Origin of the sequence: Tardiphaga sp. (assembly GCF_028290785.1) — a bacterium.
GTDB lineage: Bacteria > Pseudomonadota > Alphaproteobacteria > Rhizobiales > Xanthobacteraceae > Tardiphaga.
In genome coordinates this window covers 1-15,105 of the sequence record NZ_JAQGJD010000390.1, presented here as the reverse complement: position 1 = coordinate 15,105, position 15,105 = coordinate 1, and the positions used below count along the sequence as shown (strand labels likewise).

Annotated in this window: 15 protein-coding genes and 1 pseudogene; 11 read left to right on the top strand and 5 right to left on the bottom strand. The window is 63.6% G+C overall.

All coding sequences use genetic code 11. From position 1 onward, the window contains the following. From JWR89_RS24845 to JWR89_RS24830, 4 genes are all read left to right on the top strand, one after another. A partial coding sequence (locus JWR89_RS24845) for a leucyl aminopeptidase (protein ID WP_299720862.1) occupies positions 1-1,046 on the top strand: 1,046 nt, incomplete at its 5' end. Between the two features lie 19 nt (positions 1,047-1,065). Next, positions 1,066-1,518: a DNA polymerase III subunit chi gene (locus tag JWR89_RS24840; RefSeq protein ID WP_299720861.1), complete on the top strand. Its 453-nt coding sequence runs from the start codon at positions 1,066-1,068 to the stop codon at positions 1,516-1,518. A 211-nt stretch (positions 1,519-1,729) separates the two neighbouring features. Beyond that, positions 1,730-2,242, top strand: a complete 513-nt coding sequence (locus tag JWR89_RS24835) for a hypothetical protein (protein WP_299720863.1) — start codon at positions 1,730-1,732, stop codon at positions 2,240-2,242. Positions 2,243-2,409: 167 nt separating this feature from the next. Next, positions 2,410-2,811 (top strand): RidA family protein, encoded by a 402-nt coding sequence (locus JWR89_RS24830; protein WP_299720860.1) that lies wholly within the window; start codon positions 2,410-2,412, stop codon positions 2,809-2,811. Positions 2,812-3,005: 194 nt separating this feature from the next. On the opposite strand, the gene JWR89_RS24825 is transcribed toward JWR89_RS24830, so the two are convergent. Both JWR89_RS24825 and JWR89_RS24820 read right to left on the bottom strand, forming a co-directional pair. Beyond that, the gene (locus JWR89_RS24825) at positions 3,006-4,895 is read right to left on the bottom strand and encodes an ABC-F family ATP-binding cassette domain-containing protein (protein WP_299720859.1); all 1,890 of its coding nucleotides are present in this window, start codon (positions 4,893-4,895) and stop codon (positions 3,006-3,008) included. Positions 4,896-4,984: 89 nt separating this feature from the next. Further along, positions 4,985-5,164: a hypothetical protein gene (locus JWR89_RS24820; RefSeq protein WP_299720858.1), complete on the bottom strand. Its 180-nt coding sequence runs from the start codon at positions 5,162-5,164 to the stop codon at positions 4,985-4,987. 258 nt (positions 5,165-5,422) lie between these two features. On the opposite strand from JWR89_RS24820, the gene ndk reads away from it, so the two are divergent. Both ndk and JWR89_RS24810 read left to right on the top strand, forming a co-directional pair. Next, positions 5,423-5,845 (top strand): nucleoside-diphosphate kinase, encoded by a 423-nt coding sequence (ndk, locus tag JWR89_RS24815; RefSeq protein WP_299720857.1) that lies wholly within the window; start codon positions 5,423-5,425, stop codon positions 5,843-5,845. Between the two features lie 99 nt (positions 5,846-5,944). After that, entirely contained in the window at positions 5,945-6,778 is an 834-nt protein-coding gene (locus JWR89_RS24810; protein WP_299720856.1) for a TerC family protein, read from the top strand. A 47-nt stretch (positions 6,779-6,825) separates the two neighbouring features. On the opposite strand, the gene panC is transcribed toward JWR89_RS24810, so the two are convergent. Then, on the bottom strand, positions 6,826-7,677 hold the full coding sequence (gene panC, locus JWR89_RS24805) for a pantoate--beta-alanine ligase (RefSeq protein WP_299720855.1): 852 nt from the start codon (positions 7,675-7,677) through the stop codon (positions 6,826-6,828). A gap of 212 nt (positions 7,678-7,889) precedes the next feature. Between panC and JWR89_RS24800 the strand changes: the two genes are divergently transcribed. From JWR89_RS24800 to JWR89_RS24785, 4 genes are all read left to right on the top strand, one after another. Continuing rightward, the gene (locus JWR89_RS24800) at positions 7,890-8,810 is read left to right on the top strand and encodes a division plane positioning ATPase MipZ (protein WP_299720854.1); all 921 of its coding nucleotides are present in this window, start codon (positions 7,890-7,892) and stop codon (positions 8,808-8,810) included. A 357-nt stretch (positions 8,811-9,167) separates the two neighbouring features. Beyond that, the gene (locus JWR89_RS24795) at positions 9,168-10,043 is read left to right on the top strand and encodes an alpha/beta fold hydrolase (protein ID WP_299720853.1); all 876 of its coding nucleotides are present in this window, start codon (positions 9,168-9,170) and stop codon (positions 10,041-10,043) included. An 88-nt stretch (positions 10,044-10,131) separates the two neighbouring features. After that, the gene (locus tag JWR89_RS24790) at positions 10,132-10,857 is read left to right on the top strand and encodes a VWA domain-containing protein (protein ID WP_299720852.1); all 726 of its coding nucleotides are present in this window, start codon (positions 10,132-10,134) and stop codon (positions 10,855-10,857) included. Between the two features lie 41 nt (positions 10,858-10,898). Continuing rightward, complete coding sequence (locus JWR89_RS24785) at positions 10,899-11,627, top strand: DnaJ domain-containing protein (RefSeq protein WP_299720851.1); 729 nt, start codon at positions 10,899-10,901, stop codon at positions 11,625-11,627. A 212-nt stretch (positions 11,628-11,839) separates the two neighbouring features. On the opposite strand, the gene JWR89_RS24780 is transcribed toward JWR89_RS24785, so the two are convergent. Next, on the bottom strand, positions 11,840-13,624 hold the full coding sequence (locus JWR89_RS24780) for a serine hydrolase (protein ID WP_299720850.1): 1,785 nt from the start codon (positions 13,622-13,624) through the stop codon (positions 11,840-11,842). A 392-nt stretch (positions 13,625-14,016) separates the two neighbouring features. Between JWR89_RS24780 and JWR89_RS24775 the strand changes: the two genes are divergently transcribed. Next, positions 14,017-14,352 carry a phasin family protein gene (locus JWR89_RS24775; RefSeq protein WP_299720849.1) on the top strand — a complete coding sequence of 112 codons (336 nt, stop codon included), beginning with the start codon at positions 14,017-14,019 and terminating at the stop codon, positions 14,350-14,352. Positions 14,353-14,428: 76 nt separating this feature from the next. Here the strand turns inward: JWR89_RS24775 and JWR89_RS24770 are convergent. Then, positions 14,429-15,105 (bottom strand): annotated as a pseudogene (locus JWR89_RS24770) (pilus assembly protein TadG); the annotation flags it as partial.

Here is a 15,105-nt window from a genome sequence, read left to right as displayed (position 1 = left end):
CCGTCAGCGCCACGGTGTCGATCGCGGTTGATGACGTCGCCGCCGCCAAGAAGACGTTTGCGGCCGAAGGTCACATCGTCGATGGCGTGATCCTGGCGCGCGAACTGGTCAACGAGCCGCCGAACGTGCTGTTTCCCGTCGAATTCGCGCGCCGCGCCTCCGAGTTGAAGAAGCTCGGCGTCGAGGTCGAGGTGCTTGACGTCAAGGCCATGACCAAGCTCGGCATGGGCTCGCTGCTCGGCGTGTCGCAGGGCTCGACGCAGCCGGGCCGCATGGTGATCATGCGTTGGAACGGCGGCAAGAAGGGCGAACAGCCGGTGGCCTTCGTCGGCAAGGGCGTCACCTTCGACACCGGCGGCATTTCGATCAAGCCGTCGGGCTCGATGGAGGACATGAAGGGCGACATGGGCGGTGCGGCCTGCGTGGTCGGCCTGATGCACGCGCTGGCCGGGCGCAAGGCCAAGCTCAACGTGGTCGGCGCCATCGGCGTGGTCGAGAACATGCCCGACGGCAACGCGCAGCGTCCCGGCGACATCGTCACCTCGATGTCCGGCCAGACCATCGAAATCATCAACACCGACGCCGAAGGCCGCCTCGTGCTGGCCGACGTGCTCTGGTACGTCAAAGAGAAGTACAAGCCGAAATTCATGGTCGATCTGGCGACCCTGACCGGGGCGATTCTGGTCGCCCTCGGCACCGAACACGCCGGGCTGTTCTCCAACAATGATGAACTGTCGGAGCGGCTCTATAAGGTCGGACTGGAAACCGGCGAAAAGGTCTGGCGGCTGCCGATGGGTCCGGAATACGACAAGATGATGGACTCGCAATTCGCCGACATGAAGAACGCCGGCGCGCGCAATGGCGGTTCGATCACCGCGGCGCAGTTCCTGCAGCGCTTCGTCGGCGAAACGCCGTGGGCGCATCTCGACATCGCCGGCACCGCGATGGGCGCGCCGAAGACCGAGATCAATCAGAGCTGGGGTTCGGGCTATGGCGTCCGTCTGCTGGAGCGGCTGGTGGCGGAGTATTACGAAGCCAGGAAGTAGCGGAGCAGAACACACCGACATGACCGAGGTCCTGTTCTATCACCTGCAGAACAAGTCGCTGGAAGACGTGCTGCCGTCCCTGCTCGAGAAGTCGCTCGAGCGCGGCTGGCGGGTCGTCGTGCAGGCGGGGTCGGAAGAGCGCGTCGATGCGCTCGATGCGCATCTGTGGACCTATCGCGACGATTCGTTCCTGCCGCACGCCACGTGGCGCGCGGACGACGCCGCGGAGCAGCCGATCCTGTTGACAGTGGAAGACGGCAATCCGAACCGGGCGCAGGTCCGGTTCCTGGTCGATAATGCCGCGCTGCCGGCGGATGCCGATGGCTATGAGCGCATGGTGATGGTGTTCAACGGCGACGATGGCGACGCGCTGGCGGGCGCACGGACGGCCTGGACGGACTGCAAGACGCGGGGGTTTGCCGCCACCTACTGGCAGACCGACGAGCGTGGCCGCTGGCAGAAGAAGAACTAGGGCGGCACGCTCTGCTGGCGGGCGGGGAGGCGATCAGCGGCAGGGCTGGCGATTACTGGTAATTTACGATAATTCTAGCTAATTCTGGCTTTCGCAGGGGCAATCCGCCTGATGTCATGGTGGCGCCGCAAATCAGTGGTGCTACAGGAGCTTACGCCGCGTGCCGGGTAGGGATGAGTTGATCGTGCGAGAGAAATCTTATCGAACTGGAATGCTCGGGCTGCTGCTCGTGGCCCCCGTACTGGCGGGCTGCGCGGGCGTCGGCGGCGACATGTTTTCGTCGGATCTGCTGTCCAAGGACGCCGACTGGTTTTCCAAGCCTGGACGGGTATTCGTCAAGAACGTCTCGATCGAAACCCCGCCGCTGTCGCCTGAGAAGGCGGTCGGTCCGCAGGACCTGATCAGCGCCGATGGCTCATGCCCCGGCATGGCGCCGCGCGATGCCAATGCGCTGGCCGATGGCGCGGCCGGTGCGCCGCAGCCTTCCGGCGTGGTGGCCCTCGGCCATACCGAATGCGACGTCGCGCGTGGCGCCGGTGCGCCCGACAGCGTCAACCTCTCGACCAATCCGCGCGGCGACCGCGTCGCGGTGCTGACCTATTCGCGCGGCGCCCGCGCCGGCATCTACACCTTTACGGCCGGCCGTTTGACGGTTGTGGAACGCGGACCTGAGCCGGTAGTGCAGCCGAAAGCCGCGCGGCCGAAGAAGCGCGCGACGACGTAGCGCAGGGCTGACCTTCAAAATCGAGTTTGACGCCGAGCCTGTCGCGCAAGCCGTGACGGGCCGCCGTGGTATCGCCGACCGGCGCCACGATAGTTCGGCGCCCGCCGAACCATCGCGCACATTCCGCACGATAGGATCGCAGCCTCACGTCAAGAAGGAGGGTTGCGATGAGACGTATCCGTATCGAGCCGATCTCGAATTACCTGGAGCGCTACCGCAAAGGTTCGATCTACCCCGCGGTGGTGTCCAACGGGATGGTCTATCTGTCCGGTATTCCGCCGTTCGATCCCGAGACCGGCGAAATCGCGCGGGTGCCGTTCGAACGCCAGGCCGAAATCGTGCTGGAGCAGATGAAGCATTGTCTACAGGCCGCCGGTTCGTCGCTGGCGCATGTGGTCAAATGCAACGTCTACTGCACGCCGAATCCAGCCCACTTCGCGATCTTCAACGAGGTGTATGCGCGCTACTTCCCGGTGGAATCGCCGGCGCGCATTTTCATGCACGTTCCGTCATGGCCGGGCCCGTTCGATGTCGAGGTCGATTGCGTGGCGGAGGTGGGGGAAATGTAGGATGGGTGGAGCGAAGAGGGCGCGTTAGGGCCCGATCGCGATACCCATCAACGTCATGCGCTTTTAGCGATGGGTATCGCATCGCTCCACCTATCCTACGAACTGGCACGGTCCCGGCTCTGCGGAACGGCATGCGGCGAAGCAAGGGCATCGCCTGAGAATGCCGCACCGCGTCCGGGACACGTAAGTAGAAACTACCCGTTCGCCTCGTCGTACAGCGTGCTGGCCGCGAGCCACTGCTCCTCGGCGCGGGCCAGCGCACTTTCGGCGCCGGCGCGGGCCTTGCTGAGCTGCGCGGCCTGCTTGGGATCTTTCTTGAACAGGCCGGGCAGCGCCAGCGCGGTGTCGATCTTGGTGATGATGCCGTTGATGCGGGTCATCTCGGCCTCGGCATCGGCCACGCGCTGCTTCAGCGGGACCTTCTTTTCCTTCGGCTTCGAAGGCTTGTCCTTGTCGCGACCATTGCCCTGGCCGTTGTTGCCGGTAGCGGCGCGGTCGCGTGAGCTGGCGCGCATGCCGCGCTGCTGCATCACGATACGGCGGTAGTCGTTGAGGTCGCCATCGAAATTGGTGACGGTCTTGTCGGCCACGATCCACAACTGGTCGGCGCAGGCCTCGATCAAATAGCGATCATGGGACACCATGATGACGGCGCCGGGATATTCGTTGATCGCCTCGGCCAGGGCCGCGCGGCTGTCGATATCCAGATGGTTGGTCGGCTCGTCGAGGATGATCATGTTGGGGCCGAAGAACGTGGCGAGCCCGAGCAGCAACCGCGCTTTCTCGCCGCCGGACAGGCTGCTCACCTTGGTGTCGCCGGCCTTGCCGGAGAAGCCGATCGAGCCGACGCGGGCGCGCACCTTGCTCTCGTGGGCGTCGGGCATCAGCTTGCGGACGTGGTCGTAGGGCGAGGCGTCCATCACCAGCTCGTCGAGCTGATGTTGCGCGAAATAGGCGATCGACAATTTTTCGGCGCGCGTGATCGAGCCGGAGAACGGCGCCAGCTTGTTGGCCAGCAGCTTGACCAGCGTCGATTTGCCGTTGCCGTTGGAGCCGAGCAAAGCGATGCGATCCGCGGTATCGATCCGCAGCGTGACCTTGTTGAGCACGGGATGGGCGGGATCGTAGCCGACCGAGACGTTGTCGACGGCCAGGATCGGCGGCGACAGGATCTTTTCCGGCGCGGGGAAGACGATCTCGCGGACGTCCTGGTTGACCAGCGCGTTGATCGGCTTCATCCGCTCCAGCATCTTCATGCGCGACTGCGCCTGCCGGGCTTTTGACGCCACCGCCTTGAAGCGATCGACAAAGCCCTGCAGCCGGGCGCGCTCGGCCTCCTGACGCTTGACGTTCTTGGCGTCGAGCATTTCCTTGTTGGCGCGGAATTCCTCATAGGCCGAGTAGGTGCCGCGGTAGTGCACCAGCTTGCCGCGGTCGAGATGCAGGATCTGATCGACCGAGGTGTCGAGCAGGTCGCGGTCATGGCTGATGACGATGACGGTGCGCGGGTAGTTGGCGAGATGGTCCTCGAGCCACAGCGTACCTTCGAGATCGAGGTAGTTGGTCGGCTCGTCCAGCAGCAGCAGGTCGGGCGCCGAGAACAGCGTCGCTGCGAGGGCGACCCGCATGCGCCAGCCGCCGGAGAATTCGGAACAGGAGCGCTCCTGGTCGGCGGTGGAGAAGCCGAGGCCGCTGAGGATGGCGGCGGCGCGCGATGGCGCGGAGTGGGCGTCGATATCGACGAGGCGGGTCTGGATTTCGGCGATCCGATGGGGATCGGTGGCAGTCTCGGCTTCTTCCAGCAGGGCGGCGCGCTCGAGATCGGCCTTCAGCACCACCGAGATCAGGCTGGGCGGACCGTCGGGGGCTTCCTGCGCGAGGCTGCCGATGCGCCAGCGCGGCGGAATCGAGATGCTGCCGGTTTCCAGCGGCAGTTCGCCGCGAAGGGCATGGAACAGGGTGGATTTACCGACGCCGTTGCGGCCGACGAAGCCGACACGGGAGCCCGGCGTGATCTGCGCGGAACCCTCGTCAATGAGCAGGCGTCCGGCGATCCGGATCGAGATGTCTGTAATTGAAAGCATGCGGGGTTGTCACCGCTGCAGCGCACAAAGGCAACTCAAATTGTCGTCCGGGAGGGCTATAGGCCGCATAAATACCGCTTGGCTCAGGCCTAAACCGCGTTCGCCCGATCCTGCCGCTGCATCTCGTCCAGCAGGGCCTGCAGCCGGGACGGCAACGCGGAGGACTCCGGCTGCATGTTCTGGCGCAGCCGCTCGCCGATGGCATTGCAGATCGACGCGCTGGTCGTGCGGTCAAAGTGCTGGTCGCTGCCTGTGATTCGCTTTTGCATCAGGTACCCGCTTCGTGCTCGTTGCAGTTGTGACACCTAGGCAAGTCGGGTAGGCGACAATTGTTTCCACGTTTTGTCGATCTCAGCGGAATTGAGTCAAAGATTCTTAAAGGGACCTGGAGGGCGCCTTGCCACGGCAATCGGAATGTCCGCGCCGCAGCGGTACCCTGCGACATCGTGCCCTGATCGCTTGCCGTGCGGGGATCGCGTCGATATAAGCCCGGCAATCTTCCAACGATTGTTTTTCAAGGATAAATCATGGCCATCGAGCGTACCTTTTCGATTCTCAAGCCCGACGCGACCGAGCGTAACCTGACCGGTGCGATCAATGCGCTGATCGAAAAAGCCGGCCTGCGCATCGTCGCCCAGAAGCGCATCCGCATGACCCGCGAGCAGGCCGAGACCTTCTACGCCGTCCACAAGGCCCGTCCGTTCTTCGGCGAACTGGTCGATTTCATGATCTCCGGTCCGGTCGTCGTGCAGGTCCTGGAGGGCGAAGGCGCCGTTCTCAAGCACCGCGACGTGATGGGCGCCACCGACCCGTCGAAGGCCGCCGAAGGCACCATCCGCAAGGCCCACGCCAAGTCGATTGGCGAGAACTCGGTGCACGGTTCCGACGCGCCGGAAACTGCCGCCATCGAGATCGCGCAGTTCTTCTCGGGTAACGAGATCGTCGGCTAACGCCGACCTGGCACGGCAGCGGCGCTAGCGCGTCGCTGCCGGCGCTACCTACCGGCACAGACCGGGCGACGATTTAGGTGACACCAACGGGGGCGCGCTGTGGATTGGTTTCTGCATATCTTTGATCCGGCGACAATCAAGTCTGTCTACGTTCAATTCCAGCTCGAAATGCAGCAGCCGGCGTTCTGGCTCGCCGTTGGCAAGATTATCTGGATCAACGTGCTGTTGTCGGGCGACAACGCGCTGGTGATCGCGCTGGCCTGCCGCGGCCTCGAACCGAAGCAGCGGCTGTGGGGCATGATCCTCGGCGCCGCAGCCGCAGTGATCCTGCGCATCATCTTCACCGGAATCGTCGCGACGCTGATGGAATTGCCTTACCTCAAGCTGATCGGCGGCCTGGCGCTGATCGTGATTGCCGCCAAGCTGCTGGTGCCCGAGAAGGAAGAAGAGGACGGCGTCCACGCCGCTTCGCATCTGTGGGCCGCGGTGCAGATCGTGGTCGTCGCCGATATCGTCATGAGTCTCGACAACGTCATCGCGGTGGCCGCGGCGGCGAATGGCAGCGTGCCGCTGCTGATCCTTGGTCTCGCCATCAGCGTTCCCCTGATTGTCGCCGGCGCGGCGCTGATCATGGCGCTGCTCACCAAGCTGCCGGTCCTGGTCTGGCTCGGCGCGGGCTTGCTCGGTTGGGTCGCGGGCGAAGTAATCGCCACCGATCCGGCGATCCTGCCGCTGGTACACAGCTTCTTCAGCGGTTCGGTGGGCACCGGCCTCGACAGCCTGATGTCCTCGCTCGGCATCGGCACTCGCTTTGCCGGCGGTGGCCATGGCGGCGAGGTCGTCTGCGGCCTGATTGGCGTGGTGGTGGTGCTGGTAGCCGGAACGTTATGGCGCCGGCGCAGCCAGAGCGCACAGGTCGAGCAGGCGGTTTAGCCATAGCGACGGAGTGCCTCGCGCACTCCGTCTTTCTACCGCGGGCGTTATGCGCCGATATTGTCGATCAGCCGGGTGTTGCCGATCCGGGCGGCGACCAGCAGGCGCACCGGGCCTTCCTTCATCGACGTGACCGGCGCCAGCGTATCCGCGTGGCGGGCTTCGAAATAATCGACGGCAAAGCCGGCCGCGGTCATCAGTGCGGTCCCGTCCGCCATAGCGGCTTCCAGATCCCCCCCGGCGCGCAGACGCTTCGCGGTTTCCTTCATGGCGCGGTACAGCGCCGGTGCCGACGCACGCTGTTCGGGCGACAGGTAGACGTTGCGCGACGACATCGCCAGGCCGTCGCGCTCGCGCATGGTGGCGACGCCGGTGACCTTGACGCCGAGATCGAGATCCCGGGCCATCCGGGTGACGACCTTGAGCTGCTGAAAATCCTTCTCGCCGAAGAACGCGACATCAGGCCTGACCTGAGTGAACAGCTTGCCCACCACGGTGGTGACACCGCCGAAGAAGTGCGGCCGGAACCGGTCTTCCAGCCCGGCGGAGGCCGGGCCTTCGGTCAGAATCTTCGTCGCATATCCCGGGGGGTACATCGTTTTGACGTCGGGATTCCAGATCAGGTCGACACCCTCTGCTGCGAGCTTGGCGACGTCGTCCTTCCAGGTCCGGGGGTAGGAGCCAAAGTCCTCGGTAGGCGCGAACTGCGCCGGATTGACGAAGATCGAGACCACCACCTTGCTGGCGCGCCGCTGCGCCTGCCGTACCAGCGAGATATGGCCGGCATGCAGGGCGCCCATGGTCGGCACCAAAGCCACCGTGGCCTTGCGGGTGCGCAGCCCATCGAGCGCGCGGCGCAGGGCGGGCAGGGTGCGTGCGATCACAGGGGGACGGGACATTGCGGCTCGATGGTTGGAGGTCGGCGGGCGTCGTGACGCCTACTTATCAAAGCTTGTCGGACGACGCCAAGCCTTCAGCGGTCAGGCCGGAGTGCTGCGGCTGCCCCGGGATTCATGATTAAGCGCAGATGGTGGACGCCCGCGGTCCATGAAGACGCATTTCGCTTGACCGCCGAGACCGCCGATTTGAAGATAAATCGAAGGATTTGACGATGTTGCAGACCAGTCATGGACAGTCGGGCACGGCGCATGTGATCGTGCTCGGCAACGAGAAGGGCGGGTCGGGCAAGTCGACCACCGCGCTGCATATCGCTGTCGCCCTGCTGAAGGCCGGCCAGCGCGTCGCCACCATCGACCTCGACTGCCGCCAGCAGAGCTTCACGCGCTATATCGAGAACCGCCGCGCCTGGGCGCAGCGCGCGGGACTCGCGCTTGAGGTACCGCTGCACTGCTGCATCAAGCTTGGCACCACGATGCAGATCGCGGACAACGAGGCGGTCGAGCTCGAGCAGTTCATGGCCGCGGTTGTTGCGGTGGAGAATACCTGCGATTTCATCGTCATCGATACGCCGGGTTCGGACAGCTACCTGATGAGGCTGGCGCATTCGATGGCCGACACGCTGGTAACGCCGATCAACGACAGCTTCCTCGATTTCGATGTGCTGGGTACCGTCGACGCGGCGAACTACGCGGTGACCGGCGAAAGCCATTATGCGCAAATGGCGCGCGACGCGCGCCGCAAGCGCCGGCAGCTCGATGGCGCCAGCACCGACTGGATCGTGGTGCGCAACCGGCTGTCGATGGTCGGATCGCGCAACAAGATGCTGGTCGCCGAGGTGCTCGACCAACTGTCGTTGCAGCTCGGTTTTCGTGCGATCGACGGCCTTGCCGAGCGGGTCATGTATCGCGAGTTTTTTCCGCGGGGATTGACCGCGCTCGACGATCTCAACGAGGCGACGTTGGGCCGTCGCCCGAGCATGGGCCATGTTACCGCCCGTGAAGAAGTCACCGAGCTCCTGCGCAAACTCAAGTTGCCGCTCGACGAGCGCGGCCGCCGCCGGGCCGCCAACCGCGCCGAATGGTTTGCGCAGATCGACAAGCCGCTCGAAGTCCACGACATCCTCGGCGGTTGATAGCGGTATCTGCGTGCGCCAAAGCGGACTCCGCTTCACCAGGTAGCGCTGGAAGATTGTTCGATTGGTAGCGTTTGGCTGGGTGCGGAACGTTAGCAGCTTCGGAATGTTGTCTAACCGCTGCAAATTGGGCGTTCCATCCCTATCGTCGATGGCTCAAATCGCTAAAATTGTCCGGAATGGGAAGTGGCCAAATTGAGCAAGTGCACAAGAAACGGGTGCGCCGCACAATGAAACAGCGGTCAACTCATACATTTTGATCTTCCTGTCACGCGGCTGTGACATGTATGCTGGAGAAGCTGCCGGAGAGTCTTCCACTTTACGCCGGCTGCCGGCAAGGGCCGATCAGGGACGAACATGAAGCGCGGAATTATCATCCTGCTTTCAGTTTGCGTGCTGACCACCGTCGCGTACTTCACCGCGAGCAAGTGGGCGATCAGGCATGAGACGCTGACGTTCTTTGACAAGGCGCGCAATCGTCCGGTCGAGGTTGACGTTGCGGTTCGTCGCGACAAGGAGATGCAGGCCAATGCGGGCATGCTCACATTGCCGGTCGCGATCCTCAATCATGGCAACACCGTCAAGTTCACCGAGTACTCATTCCTGGCCAACGTGTTTGCGGCGCGCGGCTACATGGCCATCAGCATCCAGCACGATCTTGATTCCGACGCGCCGCTGGTGACCAAGCAGGGCGAACTCTACGTCGGTCGCCTGCCGGTGTATCAGCGCGGCGTCGAGAACATCAAGTTCGCCATCGCCCAGCTTAAGAAGATCCAGCCGAATTCCGACTACGATCATCTCACCATGGTCGGCCATTCCAACGGCGGCGACATCTCGATGTACTTCGCCAAGATGAATCCCGACGAGGTCAAGAAGGTAGTGACGCTGGACAATCTCCGTGTCCCGTTCATGACCGACGGCAAGTTCAAGATCCTGTCATTCCGCTCGCAGGACGCGGTGTTCAAGCCCGATCCGGGCGTGGTGCCTGACGACGACATTTGCGAGAAGCTCGGCATCACCGTGGTCAACACCGGTGCTCAGCACACCGATATGAGCGACCGTGGGCCGGATACACTGAAGACCAAGATCCAGGGCCTGCTCGACAAATTCCTTGACGACGACAGCAAGCTGGCGCCCGTCGATGGCAAGCCGAAGATCCTCGAGCAACCGGAGCAGCAGAGCCGGGCTGAGCCGCAAGGCAATGTTGCGCAGTATACGCCGAGCGTGAACTAAGCGCCGCTGTCGCGTGGGCCGCTGTCGCGTGGATTGACCGCGCGGCGCGCAATCTCCACATAGAGTTCGCATTTGATAGCGAGCCCCTATGTCCCGCGATCCGACCATTCCAAAATCGACCACCGACACGCTGACGACAAAACCGTCGGCGGCGGCGGATATCGCGGCGTTCGTCGCCAAGGCCAAAGCGATGGCGCCCCACGCAGCGGGCGGGCGCGGGCGGCTGGTGTTTGCGCTCGACGCCACCATGAGCCGGCAGCCGACCTGGGACATGGCCTGCGCGCTGCAGGCCGACATGTTTCGCGAGGCTGCGGCGGTGGGCAGCCTCGATATCCGGCTGGTGTATTTTCGCGGCCTGAGCGAATGCCGCGCCAGCGGCTGGATCGCCGACACCGCGCAACTCGCTAAACTGATGGCGCGGATTACCTGCCAGGGCGGCCAGACCCAGATCGGCAAGGTGCTGAGCGAGACCCGGCGCGAGGCGGTCACCGCCGGCGTGCGCGCGCTAGTGTTCGTCGGCGACGCCATGGAAGAATCCGTGGACGACCTGTGTGCCAAAGCAGGCGAGCTCGGCCTGCTCAAGGTGCCGGTCTTCATGTTCCAGGAAGGCCATGACCCCGCCGCCGAGCAGGCGTTTCGCGAGATCGCCCGGCTGACCGGCGGGGCCTGGTGCCGGTTCGATCCGGGGGCCGCGGCGCAGTTGCGTGAGCTGCTGCGGGCCGTGGCGGCCTATGCCGCCGGCGGCCGCGAGGCCCTGGTGCGGCTGTCGCAGACGGCGCCCGGTGCGGCAAGGCTGCTCGGGCAGATGAAGTAAGCGGGCTTCCGCTCGCCGCCACAACCGACTATCTCTCGGTGATGCCTACTCTGATCGCCGGCGCGCTCGCCGTATTTGTCATCTACACGCTGCTGCAGATGTTTCGTGCGGCCAACCCGGCGATTCTGGCACGCGGCGTCAAGATCGGCGGCGGCGTCGTGGCGCTCGCGGTGGCGGCGTTCACCGGCATCAAGGGCGAACTGGCGGTGGCGATCCCGCTCGGCATCTTCGGCGCCGGGCTGCTTGGCTGGTCGCCGTTCGGTACCGCGGGCTTCAGCCAGATCGGCGGAATGTTCGGTGGCCGGGCCTCGAAATCGGCGGGCCAGACGTCGAACGTGCGCTCACAGTTTCTCGATATGGTGCTGGACCATGACAGCGGCGCGCTGACGGGCCGGGTCGTGGCCGGGCCCCATGCCGGCCAGTCGCTGGACGGGTTCGACCTGGCGCAGCTGGCCGCCATGATGTCCGGCTTCGATGCCGAGAGCGTGGCTCTACTGGAAAGTTATCTGGACCGCCGGTTTCCCGCCTGGCGTCAGGACGCGCAGTTTGACGGGGCAGGGCGGCAGGGCCGCGCGGCGTCGAGCAGTAAAATGACGGACGAGGAGGCCTATCAGATCCTTGGCGTGCAGCCGGGAGCGGGGCGCGACGAAATCAGCCACGCGCATCGATCGCTCATGAAGAAACTGCATCCCGACCAGGGGGGATCGACGTACCTCGCGGCCCGGGTAAACGAGGCCAAGGACACTTTGCTTCGCACGCATCGCAACTAACTCCAGCACGCTATCAACGCTACAAGCTGCGAGTGCACCTGGTCTCTGTGTGGACGCCCCATCGCCCGCCGTTACCCGGCGTGACAATCATCCCTGCCTTCCAATGTAGGCGGTAAATCTTGACGAGAGGTTTTCGTCGCGGCGATTTGTTTACCGTGAAACGCAAATGGCCGGGACATAGTCCCGGCCATTTGCAGTAAGCAAGCCTGCGGTCAGTTCTTGATGGTGATGCAGGAAATCTCGGAGCGCTTCAGGGTTTTGCAGACCGCTTCGGCCTGTTCGCGATCGAGGCCGGCGAAGCGGGCGCGGAACAACTTCTTCTCGCCCCTGCCGACCACGGTCTCGGTGAACGGGTCGGCCTTGCCGAGCAGGCCGCGGGCCTGTTCGCGGGCGGCGTCGAGGCGCAGGCGGGCTTCGCTCTCGCTGTCGAGCGCGCCGACCTGGATGATCCAGCCGACGTGGTTGGCGACGGGCTTGATGGCGCCGTTCTGCTGGACCGCTTGCGTCGCGGGCTGGCTGCGCGGCGAAGGGTCCGCATAGGCCATTGCCTGGCCGTTTTGCGAACCGGATGCCGGCAGCACGCCCAGCACGCCCTGGCCGGTGCCGAAGTTGGCAGGCTGGCGCGGCATTTCCGAGCGCTGATACAGCGAGTTCGAGGTCTCGGCGACGTTGCTGCGGGCCGGGGCGTCGTTACGCGGCTGGATCGCGTTGGTGACCGGCGTCGGCGATGGTTCGGAGGCGGAGGCCAGCTTGAACTGGCCGGACTTGACCTGAACGGTCTTCACGCGCACCGGCTTCATCGGTTCGTTCGCGCCGGGAACGGCGGCGATCGCCTGCGACTGGATCACGCCAGAGGTGAACGGTGCCGGCTCCGGCTTGCGCGGCGGCACGGGCAGGGCGGCGGTGGCGGCTGCCAGGACCGGCCGGGATACGACAGGAGCGGCCGGGCGAACCGGGGTCTCGATGGTCTCGGGCGTCGCGGAGGCGACCTGAACGGCGCCGTTGACCTGCGTGGTCTGGGTCGGCCGAGCGTCTGCGGCCGCTTCCGCAACGTCGGCGTTGGCCTCGGCCGGATTGCGTTCGGTGATCGCCGCCACGGTGCGGCGGGTTGCGCTCTTTTCGAGATTCTCAGCCAGCAGGTTGCGCATGATCGCATCGCGCGAGCCGCCGCTGCGGCCTCCGAGCACGACGCCGACCAGATGCCGGTTGCCGCGGCGCATCGAGGACACCAGGTTGAAACCGGAGGCGCGGGTATAGCCGGTCTTGATGCCATCGACGCCTTCGACGCTTCCGATCAGGCGATTGTGGTTCTTGATGGCGTGGCCGCGGAAGGTGAAGGAAGGCGTCGCGAAATAGCGGTAGTAGCGCGGGAAGCGGTCCTGGATGGCGCGGCCGAGGGTCGACTGGTCGCGCGCCGTGGTGAGCTGTTCGTCGTTCGGCAGGCCATTGGCGTTGCGGTAGACGGTGCGGCTCATGCCGAGCGCGCGCGCCTTGCGCGTCATCAGCTTGGCGAAGTCTTCCTCATCGCCGGAAATCGCTTCAGCGATGACCACCGAAGCGTCGTTGGCCGAGCGCGTCACCAGTCCTTTGATGGCATCCTCGACCGTGATGGTCTGGCCGGTGCGCAGGCCGAGTTTGGTGGGCGCCTGGTCGGCGGCGTATTCGGAGACCTTCATCTCGGTGTCGAGCGACATCTTGCCGGACTCGAGCTGCTCGAACAGCAGATACAGCGTCATGATCTTCGTCAGTGATGCCGGACGGCGCAGGGCGTCGGGATTGTTCGCCGCCAGCACGGCGCCGGAGTTGCCATCCACCATGATCGACGAGAAGGCGGGGCTGTAGCCGCCGCCGTTGCTGATGGCGTGTCGGCTTGAACGATGTTTGTGTCGGCGTGCGTCGGCGGGATCGGTGGTGAGGAAGACGGTCGCGGCAAGCGTTGCCAGCCCGAGCGCGCACATCCGAAGAGTGCGCGAGGAAGCCAAATTTGTGCGAAGCATAAACGTCCCCGTCCGATTTCCAGACTCAATCACCGGCTCGTGAGGCTAAATTATGCCCAACGACCCGGCAGATGTCCCAGTTAAAGCGCTCGGCCCAAGCAGTTCTCTCGACGGGATGGCAAATTCGTTTGGCCATTCTGGCTAAGAGGTTGTGCTCATGCAGTTTTTGCCTTTCGGCCGAACGCAGCACTACAGAGAATCAAACTAGAACCGGCGAGTTTCCAAAAGGTTAAGCAACCCTTGCAGGACAGGGTCGCATTTACGCCGAATGGTAAAAATTGTGCGCCGCACAATATTCTTGACTAGATTGTGCAGTGCACTATAGATGTCCGCAGTCAGGCGCCCGGCTACGGGCAAGCACTGACATGTCAGTCTGGGAAAGGATTCCACCCGTGATCAAAGTCGAAGAGATTCAGCAGTACGGCAAAGAGCAGTTCGAGAGCGCCGTGGCCTCGGCCACCACGCTGCAGAACGGCGCGCAGGCGATTGCCGCGGCCGTCGGCGACTACACCAAGAAGTCCTTCGAAGACGGCAACGCTTACGTCGCCAAGCTGTCCGGCGTGAAGTCGCTCGACAAGGCGATCGAAGTGCAGAACGAATACGCCAAGTCGGCTTACGAAGCGTTCGTTGCGGAATCGCAGAAGATCGGCGAGCTCTATGCCGATCTCGCCAAGCAGGCCTACAAGCCGTTCGAAGGCTTCGTCGCCAAGATGACCCCCGCCCGCTAAGCGGCGCGTTATTCGGAACCAAACGTAAAACGCCCGGCCATTGGCCGGGCGTTTTTTGTTGTGGGGGGCGATAATTCTATTGAGCCAGCCGCAGCTTGGTAAGCGACGACCCGATCGCCTGGAACGCTAACGCGATCTGGTCGGCAGTTTTCGATTGAAAGAATTGGCCGTCATTGGCGCAATATTTGAGAATGGCTGAATCCGGGTCGTTCGTGGTGTTTACCTGGATGGCGTACACTGTGACCTTGCCATTGGCAGGGTTCTTGATGTTGTCGCACAGCAATTTCTGCCGGTCATCGACGCTGGACTCGTAGTACTGGCCCGTCCCATTCCAATAATCGAATGTGTTTTGCCCGTCGGACAACACGATGATGGCGTCGGTGTATTTGTAGTCGGTATCCTTGGCCGGCGTATTGAGCGGATCGCTAGTTTGCAGCGACATCCAGGCCCAATGTATGCCGATCGGCTGGTTGGTTCCGCCTTGGGCGTCCAGATTGTTGATTTTGCCCTTCAGAGTGGTGTCGTTGGTGGAGGAGTCGGATTCGTTTGAATCATACGCAGACTTCATCGGCAAGACGGAAGCGCTGCAGTCGCTGTAATTTTTGGCGACGAAGAGCGTTGTCGGGTCCGATGCAGTCGGCGTTGCGTTGGTGGTGTCGTTGTCGTTGGCCTGCTTCAGGTCACGGTCGGTCACGCAACCCTGCCAATTATTGGTGCTGTAAGCTGTCCACGTCTTGCTCGCAGCTTTGCAAG

Excerpts from the sequence above, each read along its gene's own strand:
- JWR89_RS24840 (WP_299720861.1), top strand. The coding sequence starts at position 1,066 with ATGACCGAGGTCCTGTTCTATCACCTGCAGAACAAGTCGCTGGAAGAC.
- JWR89_RS24835 (WP_299720863.1), top strand. The coding sequence starts at position 1,730 with ATGCTCGGGCTGCTGCTCGTGGCCCCCGTACTGGCGGGCTGCGCGGGC.
- JWR89_RS24830 (WP_299720860.1), top strand. The coding sequence starts at position 2,410 with ATGAGACGTATCCGTATCGAGCCGATCTCGAATTACCTGGAGCGCTAC.
- JWR89_RS24825 (WP_299720859.1), bottom strand. The coding sequence starts at position 4,895 with ATGCTTTCAATTACAGACATCTCGATCCGGATCGCCGGACGCCTGCTC.
- JWR89_RS24820 (WP_299720858.1), bottom strand. The coding sequence starts at position 5,164 with ATGCAAAAGCGAATCACAGGCAGCGACCAGCACTTTGACCGCACGACC.
- ndk (WP_299720857.1), top strand. The coding sequence starts at position 5,423 with ATGGCCATCGAGCGTACCTTTTCGATTCTCAAGCCCGACGCGACCGAG.
- panC (WP_299720855.1), bottom strand. The coding sequence starts at position 7,677 with ATGTCCCGTCCCCCTGTGATCGCACGCACCCTGCCCGCCCTGCGCCGC.
- JWR89_RS24800 (WP_299720854.1), top strand. The coding sequence starts at position 7,890 with ATGTTGCAGACCAGTCATGGACAGTCGGGCACGGCGCATGTGATCGTG.
- JWR89_RS24795 (WP_299720853.1), top strand. The coding sequence starts at position 9,168 with ATGAAGCGCGGAATTATCATCCTGCTTTCAGTTTGCGTGCTGACCACC.
- JWR89_RS24790 (WP_299720852.1), top strand. The coding sequence starts at position 10,132 with ATGTCCCGCGATCCGACCATTCCAAAATCGACCACCGACACGCTGACG.
- JWR89_RS24785 (WP_299720851.1), top strand. The coding sequence starts at position 10,899 with ATGCCTACTCTGATCGCCGGCGCGCTCGCCGTATTTGTCATCTACACG.
- JWR89_RS24780 (WP_299720850.1), bottom strand. The coding sequence starts at position 13,624 with ATGCTTCGCACAAATTTGGCTTCCTCGCGCACTCTTCGGATGTGCGCG.